Origin of the sequence: Clostridium sp. (genome assembly GCF_032552055.1) — a bacterium.
In the GTDB taxonomy this organism is placed as follows: Bacteria; Bacillota; Clostridia; order Clostridiales; family Clostridiaceae; genus Clostridium.
Genome location: NZ_JAWGSV010000221.1, coordinates 1 through 5162, shown reverse-complemented (window position 1 = coordinate 5162; position 5162 = coordinate 1). Strand labels below are relative to the sequence as shown.

Here is a 5162-nt window from a genome sequence, read left to right as displayed (position 1 = left end):
GTCTAAAGCTTCATTAGAATTTATTGAAAGTATCCAATCCATCTTTGCAATCTCTAAGGCCTTATTTCTCGCAGAACTATAATTATTATTCCAAGGAAATTTTATTACCTTAGCATTAAATCTTTCTGCAATTCTTGTTGTATTGTCTGTAAATCCAATATCTATTAAAATTATCTCGTCTGCAATTTCTTCTAAGCTTTTTAAGCATCTGGTTAAGTTAGATTCTTCGTTATCGCTTATAATACAAACACTTAAGGTATTCAAAATAAAATTTCCTCCAGTAAAAGTTGTACATTATAAAATATGATAAATAAATAAATCTGCTAATAATAGATAAATTCATATTCTTATCAAATTCTACTTTAAATTACTTATTTAAGGTGATTTTAATAGTTTTAAGCATAATATGATAAGTAGTATTTAATTGTTAAGGAGATATGAATGAAAGTATTAATAGGTAGTCCTATAAAACAAAAAGTTAATATTTTAGAAGAGTTTCTAACTTCTTTAAAAGAATTAGAAAAGGATGATTTAGAAATCAAATATATATTTATTGATGATAATGATGAAAAAGAATCCTCAGATAGTTTATTGAGCTTTAGAAGGAGTGAAGAAAATGTTGATATATATAAGTTAAATAATACTGAAAGTAATTATATATGTGATAATTTTACTCATAGATGGTCTAAGGATATAGTAAACAAGGTTATAGATTTTAAGAATTTCATCATAGAAATAGCTAAAAAAGAGGACTTTGATTATTTGTTTTTCATAGATTCTGATTTAATATTACATCCAAAGACTTTAAAAAGGTTATTGTCTTTAAATAAAGAAATAGTATCAACTGTATTTTGGACTAAATGGTATCCAAGCTCTATGGAGGAACCTCAAGTTTGGATTAAGGATAATTATACACTTTATGATAGTGACTATGGAGAAGAAATTAGTAAGGATGAAGAAGTAAAGAGAAAGTTTTCTTTTATAGAGATGTTAAAAAAGCCAGGGACATATAAGGTAGGGGGATTAGGGGCATGTACATTAATAGATAAATCTTCATTAAATAAAGGAGTTAATTTTAGTAGGCTCTATAATATTTCCTTTGTTGGAGAGGATAGGCATTTTTGCATAAGGGCAGCAGCCTTAGGAATTCAGTTATACGTAGATACTTACTATCCTGCCTACCATATTTATAGGGAGGAAGATTTAGAGGGAGTAGAGGAATACAAAAAGAGTAATATAAACTTAGATTTTAAAATTAACAGCTTAAATGCATATAATACATTGAAATTAGCCTTAGAGGGAATAGGGGATTGCGGATATAATAAGCCTATAAATAGAAAATACTTAAATTTTTTTGAGGAGGATTTAGTAAGTAGTATTCTTCTTAATTATAATGGAACTATTATTAAAGATAGAGTTAAAAATAAAAGAGATATAATAAGCTATAAGATTATAGAAATGAATAATATAGATGAAGTAAAAATTAAAGTTATTTATTCAGATAGAGGATATAGCAATGATTATAGTTACTATAAGGAGTTTTTTAGTGAATTTATAGTAAAAATACTTAAGAATGAGTATAAGATTGTTAGTTGGGATAACAAGGTAGAAAGGGAACCAATAGTCACACCATTAATAAGAAAAGCTAAAGATAAAGGAAATAAACTTACATTATCAATGGTAGTTAAAAACGAGGGGAATAGGTTTTTAAAGGAAGTTCTTATTTCAGCCAAGGAATATATAGATAATGCAGTTATTATTGATGATGGAAGTACAGATAATACAGCGGAAATAATAGAAGATATACTTAAAGATATACCATATAAATTAATTAAAAATGAGGAATCTAAATTTAGTAATGAAGTAACTTTAAGGAGACAACAGTGGGATGAAACTATAAAAATAAATCCTGATTGGATAGTTTTCTTAGATGCAGATGAGATATTTGAGGATAAATTTAAAGACTATATAAGAGTTCTTATGGAGAATACAGAAGTAGATGGATATTTATTTAGGCTTTATGATTTTTGGGATGAAAATCATTATAGAGATGATAGTCTATGGTGTGCACATAATACTTATAAATTGTTTCTAATAAGGTATCAAGAAAACTATAATTATTTATTTAAGGAAACTGCACAGCATTGTGGGAGAATCCCATATAATTGTATAAACCTACCTTATTTTATTACTACCTTAAGGTTAAAGCATTATGGTTGGGCCAGGACTCAAGATAGAATTGAAAAGTATAATAGATATATGAAGCTAGATCCAAAAGGAGAGTTTGGAAGTTTGGAGCAATATAAATCTATATTAGATAAGAATCCGAGCTTAACCCTTTGGGAAGAGAATAACATGTAATACTTTTTGCTTAAGTAGAAGATTTAATTTACAGAAACATCACATGCTATTCTCAAGGGCTGAAGAGAAAATGATTTTTGTTATAATATCCACCAAAATTATTAATTATTAACAATTATTGTTAATAATTAAGGGTTATTTAGAAATTTCTGTGGAAAACTTTTGTTTTATTGGGATCTTCAAAGTCTTTTAGTGAAGTTATGTTTAATTTTTCTAATACGCTATTCATAGTTGAACTGTGGGTAGCTATTTTTATTGGAGAATTATAGGCTAAATTATCTACAGAAATCTTTCCTTGGTCTTTAGGGATAATAGCCTTAGGACCACCAACACATCCACCAACACAACCCATTCCTTCAATAAAATTAGCTTCTATTTCACCAGTTAAAGCTTTATTTAATATATCCTTACATTCCCTTACACCTTCTGCTTTTATAGCTTTAAATAGCTTAGCTTTATGTGGATATAATTCTTCAACGGCTTCACCAACAGCAATAGATACGCCACCAGTACGAGCATATAATCTACCACCTCTTGAAGCATAGTCTTTAGTAGGTATTCCTTCTAACTCTTCAGGCTTAACATCAAAAGCTTTAAATATATTATCTAACTCTTGAAATGTTAGTACAAAGTCTATATCACCAAGTAAATCTTTTTCCTTAGCTTCTGCTTTTTTTGCAATACAAGGGCCAACAAAAACTACTTTAGCATCTGGATTAAGGTTTTTAATAACCCTGCCAGTTCCTATCATTGGAGAAACAGAAGGGGAAAGGTCTGGGACTAATTCTTTATAAACTTTTTTTAGCATTCCCACCCACATAGGACAACAGCAAGATGTAATCATTAAATCCTTAGGAGAATTTACATGATTGTTAAATTCAACTGCTTCTTTAATAGTAATCATATCAGCAGCAAAGGCAACTTCAACCATATCGCTAAAGCCAATTTTTATAAAGGCTGACCTTAATTGATCTAAGGTTACATTTTCACCAAATTGCCCAATAATTGCAGGGGCTACAGCAGCAATAACTGTTTTATTGTTTTTTACTAAATCTAAAATAGGTATGAAATCTACTTTATCAAGAATTTTCCCTTCTTTACATGAATCTATGCATAATCCGCAACCTACACAAAGATCGTAATTGATATAAGTAGTTTTATTGTCATTATCATACATTATTGCATCAAATGGACAACTTAATTGACACTTATACTTTTCTTCACCTTCTTTTTTACAGCTTAGGCTACAGCTATCAAGTTTTTCTATTAATCTTTTGTTTACTGAATAATTGGTAATTGCTTTTTTTATGTTGTAGATATAGTTATTATCAAAATCTAGAGATACTCCACATAAGGAGGTTATAATTTTAAATGTTTCTTGAGGAGAGATTTCATGACAGACCATTATGGTTGAAAGAGTTTCTTCAAAATTTCCATTGTAATAAGACTTTACTAAAGTGTCGAAAAGATCGTTGTACTTGTTATGCACTTTTTACACCACCCAATAAATTATTTCCTTTTTAGTAATATCCTATCCTGTTAATTAATATTATATACTTCTGAAAAATTTAAACAATAAATTAAATAGAATATTAAAAATGATATTTGGAGGCTATAAAACTATTAGAAGGACTTTAATTGGATATGGTTTTCTAGATAGATCAAGATGTTTTAGCAAATATTGGGTGAGAGAATAATGATTAAGAGTTATAAAAAAGGCTGTTGCACAAACAGCCCAAATTAAGAATTAGAAATTAAAAATGAAGAATTATTGATGTAATTCTTACAGAATTACTAAAATTAATTTCTTTTCAAAACTCCTTAGGGAGTTTTTTCGTTAATTTTTCATTCTTCATTCTTAATTTTTCATTGTGCGATAGCACCTTTATGCTAGTCCAGATAAGTGTTCAATTAAAATCTTAATTCCTATAAATATTAGTATAACACCACCTAATAACTCAGCATAATTTTGCATATACTGCCCAATTTTTTTACCAAGGAACATAGCTAAAAAGCTCAATATAAAAGTAGTTATTCCTATGATTACTATTGAAGGAATTATACTTACATTTAAGAAAGCTAAACTAACTCCAACAGCTAGAGCATCTATACTAGTTGCTATGCCTAATATAGTAAGTTTTTTATAGGAAAATTCATCTCTTTCACATTCTGTAGGGATATCATTATCTCCACTACTCCTGATACCTTTAATTGATTCAAAAATCATTTTTCCACCTATAACTCCTAGGAAGGCAAAAGCTATCCAGTGATCAAAAGATCTTATATAGATTTCAAAATATGTACCGACCCACCATCCAAGTAATGGCATTATGGCTTGAAAGCCACCAAAGAATAATGCAACTCTAAAAGAATATTTAATTTCATCATCCTTTAAGCATAGGCCTTTAGCTAGAGACACAGCAAATGCATCCATTGACAGTCCTATTCCAGTCATAAAAATTGATAAGAATCCCATTTAATTAGTACTCCTTTTATTATGAATTTATTTCAAACTTAGTAAAACTAAGATTTAAGCTAATAAAAACAAAAAAAGACTTATGCGTAGCACTACTACGCATAAGTCTCGCTATTTAATACTAAGCCAGAACAAAGTTCAATATGTTGACTTAGTAACTCCTACTAATCTAGAGCTAACTACTCCCTTATACAATCAATATCATTATATATATAATATCAAAAGAATTTAAAAATTTCAATAAAAAAATATAACAATATATTTTTAGAAATAAATTATATTATCGATTCTTTCAATTTAGAGAATTTACAAAAAAGATTTATAT

At 28.3% G+C, this 5162-nt stretch carries 5 protein-coding genes; 2 read left to right on the top strand and 3 right to left on the bottom strand.

What is annotated here, in order from left to right:
* Positions 1 to 264, bottom strand: a 264-nt coding sequence (locus tag E6248_RS12745) for a glycosyltransferase (RefSeq protein WP_316341169.1), incomplete at its 3' end; no start/stop codon positions are given.
* A 177-nt stretch (positions 265 to 441) separates the two neighbouring features.
* Here E6248_RS12745 and E6248_RS12740 point away from each other — a divergent pair.
* The gene (locus tag E6248_RS12740) at positions 442 to 2361 is read left to right on the top strand and encodes a glycosyltransferase (RefSeq protein WP_316341168.1); all 1920 of its coding nucleotides are present in this window, start codon (positions 442 to 444) and stop codon (positions 2359 to 2361) included.
* Positions 2362 to 2500: 139 nt separating this feature from the next.
* On the opposite strand, the gene E6248_RS12735 is transcribed toward E6248_RS12740, so the two are convergent.
* Complete coding sequence (locus E6248_RS12735; RefSeq protein ID WP_316341167.1) at positions 2501 to 3850, bottom strand: [Fe-Fe] hydrogenase large subunit C-terminal domain-containing protein; 1350 nt, start codon at positions 3848 to 3850, stop codon at positions 2501 to 2503.
* Between the two features lie 64 nt (positions 3851 to 3914).
* Here E6248_RS12735 and E6248_RS12730 point away from each other — a divergent pair, with 64 nt between their 5' ends.
* Complete coding sequence (locus E6248_RS12730; protein WP_316341170.1) at positions 3915 to 4058, top strand: DUF2087 domain-containing protein; 144 nt, start codon at positions 3915 to 3917, stop codon at positions 4056 to 4058.
* A 188-nt stretch (positions 4059 to 4246) separates the two neighbouring features.
* Here E6248_RS12730 and E6248_RS12725 read toward each other — a convergent pair whose 3' ends face one another.
* Positions 4247 to 4837 (bottom strand): manganese efflux pump MntP family protein, encoded by a 591-nt coding sequence (locus E6248_RS12725; protein ID WP_316341166.1) that lies wholly within the window; start codon positions 4835 to 4837, stop codon positions 4247 to 4249.
* Positions 4838 to 5162 lie beyond the last annotated feature (325 nt).